General features: G+C 54.2%; 1 protein-coding gene. It reads left to right on the top strand.

Translation table 11 applies throughout. The annotated features are described in order from the left end of the window. Window positions 1–3,648: amino acid adenylation domain-containing protein (locus tag ACGF7G_RS21705; RefSeq protein WP_387468320.1), on the top strand; the 3,648-nt coding region annotated here is incomplete at both ends.

The raw sequence follows: 3,648 nt of genomic DNA, 5'->3' as shown, positions 1-3,648 counted from the left end.
TGTCTGGCGTGAGTTACTGGGCATCGAGAAAATAAGTCGGCACGACAATTTCTTCGCGTTGGGCGGACATTCCCTCGTCGCGGTGCGGGTAATAAACCGGATAATGGCGATATTGGGCGTGGAATTGCCACTGACTGAGCTATTTAACTCGCCTTCATTAGCGGCTTTAGCTCAGGCGGTTCAGGCCCGGCTTGATAAACAAGACAATGCCGCATTGCCCGCCATAATACCTGTCTCCCGAGAGGGAATATTGCCGTTATCATTCGCACAACAGCGCTTATGGTTTCTGGCCCAGCTCGAAGGCGTCAGTGAAACGTATCATATCCCTCTCGTACTGCATTTGCGCGGCCAGCTGGATATGGCAGCCTGGCAGCAGGCATGGGATACCGTCTTTGCTCGCCATGAAGCGCTGCGCACGGTATTTATCTCTGTTGATGGTCAGCCGCAGGTTCGGCTGCTGGCAAAAGAGAGCGGGTTGCCGTTGATGCAACATGATTTACGCGGGTACCCAGCGGCGGACACCGCACTTGAACAGCTGTGCACCGAAGCCGTGTCTGCGCCGTTTGAACTCAGTCGGGGGCCGCTTATCCGGGCGGTGCTTATCCGACTGGCGGATGAGGACTATCAGTTTTTACTGATCCAGCATCACATTGTGTCCGATGGTTGGTCGGTCAATGTGCTGATACGTGAACTGAACGCGCTCTATACGGCCTTTCTGGCCGGGCGCCCGGACCCGCTGCCCCCCCTGACAATCCAATATCCGGATTATGCTGCCTGGCAGCATCAGTGGCTTGCCGCCGAGTGCACTCAGGCGCAGTCTGATTATTGGCGAGCCGTGTTGGCGGATGCCCCGGTGCTGCTGGACTTGCCCACCGACAGGCCACGGCCGCCAGAGCAGTCGTTTGCCGGTCAGGCTGTTCCTATCCACTTAGATTCTGAGTTGACCACTGCCCTCAAACATCTAAGCCAACAGCACGGTGTCACGCTGTTTATGACATTGTTGTCAGCTTGGGCCGTCGTCTTATCGCGTCTGTCCGGTCAGAAGGATGTCATTATCGGCACTCCCAGTGCTGGGCGCAGCCGGCAGGAAATGGAGCCGCTGATTGGCTTTTTTGTCAATACGCTGGCATTGCGGATGGCTGTTTCGGGTGAACTGACCGTGGTGGAATGCCTGACACGAGTTCGGGAAATCACGTTAGCGGCACAGGCGCATCAGGATCTGCCATTTGAGCAGGTGGTGGAAATTGTACAACCGCCACGCAGGCTGGCGCATACCCCGTTGTTCCAAGTGATGTTTGCCTGGCAGAACAATGAACACACTGATTGGATATTGCCGGGATTGACCGTCACACCGGTTAATCAGGCTTTTAACTCCGTTAAGTTTGATCTCGAACTGGAACTGTATGAAGAAGCTAGCGGGATTAGTGGGACATTGAATTATAGTACATCCCTGTTTGATCGCCCCACTATCGAACGGCACAGGGGTTATTTGCAGACTGTGCTGCAAGCGATGGTGGCGAATGCCCAACAGAAGGTGGGTGAAATGGATATTCTGGCGCCGGCAGAGCGCCGGTTATTGCTGGAAACCTGGAATGCAACGGAAACGCCGTATCCTGAAGCCTTGTGCATCCATCAGTTGTTTGAACAGCAGGCGGAGAAAAATCCGGATGCCACGGCATTGGTGTATGAAAATCAGACTCTCAGTTATGCGGAACTGAATGCTTGTGCCAACCGGCTGGCTCATCAGTTAATTGCTCTGGGTGTAGAGCCGGACCAGCGAGTGGCGATTTGTGTGTCACGTTCACCGGCAATGGTGGTGGGATTGTTGGCGGTACTAAAAGCCGGTGGAGCCTATGTACCGTTGGACCCGGCTTATCCGGGTGAGCGTTTGGCGCGTATTCTGCGTGGCGCCGCGCCGGCTATTTTGCTGGCGGATAACGTCGGACGTACAGCGTTGGGAGAGAAGGCGCTGGCAGACCTGATGGTCATCGATCCAAATACCCATTCTGACCAGTTGGACAGCAATCCACAGATACCGGAGTTGACTTCACGACACCTGGCCTATGTGATTTACACCTCGGGTTCGACCGGTACGCCAAAAGGGGTGATGGTGGAGCATCGTGGCGTGGTCAATCTGGCCTTGGCACAAATTATCCGGCTTAACATGCGAGTAACCAGCCGGATGTTGCAGTTCGCTTCATTTGGCTTTGATGCCAGTGTCTGGGAAATCATGATAGCGTTGAGTAGTGGGGCTAGCTTGGCGATCCCTGCCGATACAGTTCGTCAGGATCCTTACCATCTCTGGCTTTACTTGGAAGAACAAGCGGTGACGCACGCCTGTCTGACACCGGCTCTGCTTCGGGATGGTACTGACTTACCGGCGATAACGATAAAACCGACATTGGTACTGGCGGGTGAAGCGCCCAGTGTGGCGCTGCTTCAGGCTCTGAGTGGCCGGGTAAATCTGTTCAATGCATATGGTCCGACAGAAATGACGGTATGTGCTACGACTTGGCATTGTCCGCCAGACTATACGGATACCGAGGTGTCTATCGGGCGCCCAATAGCTAACACACGGGTTTATCTGTTGGATGCTGATGGTCAGCCGGTGCCGCTGGGGGGAGTGGGTGAGTTGTATATTGGCGGCGCAGGTGTTGCCCGTGGCTATCTGAACCGTCCAGAATTGACTGCTGAACGTTTTCTAGCAGATCCGTTTAGTCATGCGTCAGATGCCCGGATGTATCGCACTGGAGATTTGGCCCGTTACCTGCCGGACGGTAATTTGGTGTTTGTCGGCCGTAATGACCAGCAGATTAAAATCCGTGGCTTCCGGATTGAACCGGGGGAGATTGAAGCCCGGCTAATGGAGCATCCGGCGGTGAGTGAAGCGTTGGTAGTGGCTTTGGATGAAGGGGCTGATAAACGGTTGGTAGCCTATGTGGTAGCCGATGCGGATGACGGGTTGGTTAACTGCCTGCGTGAACACCTGAGCGGGTTGTTGCCTGATTACATGATACCGGCGGCTTTTGTGCGTATGGATGCCTTCCCGTTAACCCCGAACGGCAAATTGGATCGCTGGGTATTACCAGCGCCAAGTGAGGAAGCCTTTGCGCATCAGAGCTATGTGGCCCCACAAGGAGAAATAGAAACGGCAGTAGAGTCGATTTGGCGTGAAGTTTTGGACATTGAGCAGATCAGCCGGTACGACAATTTTTTTGCCTTAGGTGGTCATTCACTGCTGGCGGTGCGGGTGATAAACCGGATAGCGACTATGGGTGTTGAATTGCCGATAACGACGTTGTTTAAATTCCCCTCATTGGCTGCTCTTGCTGAGGAGATTAAGGCTCGGCTTGATAAACAAAACAATACTGCATTGCCTGCCATAATACCCGTCTCCCGGGAAGGGAGATTACCGTTATCATTCGCACAACAGCGCTTATGGTTCCTGGCTCAGCTCGAAGGTGTCAGTGAAACGTATCATATCCCTCTCGCATTGCATTTGCGTGGCCAGTTGGATATGGCAGCCTGGCAGCAGGCATGGGATACCGTCTTTGCCCGCCACGAAGCGCTGCGCACGGTATTTATCTCTGTTGATGATCAGCCGCAGGTCCGGCTGCTGGCAAAAGAGAGTGGGTTGCCGTTGGCTCA

The organism is Photorhabdus sp. RM323S, assembly GCF_042879375.1.
In the GTDB taxonomy this organism is placed as follows: Bacteria; Pseudomonadota; Gammaproteobacteria; order Enterobacterales; family Enterobacteriaceae; genus Photorhabdus; species Photorhabdus tasmaniensis.
This window is presented reverse-complemented; position numbering and strand designations above follow the sequence as displayed.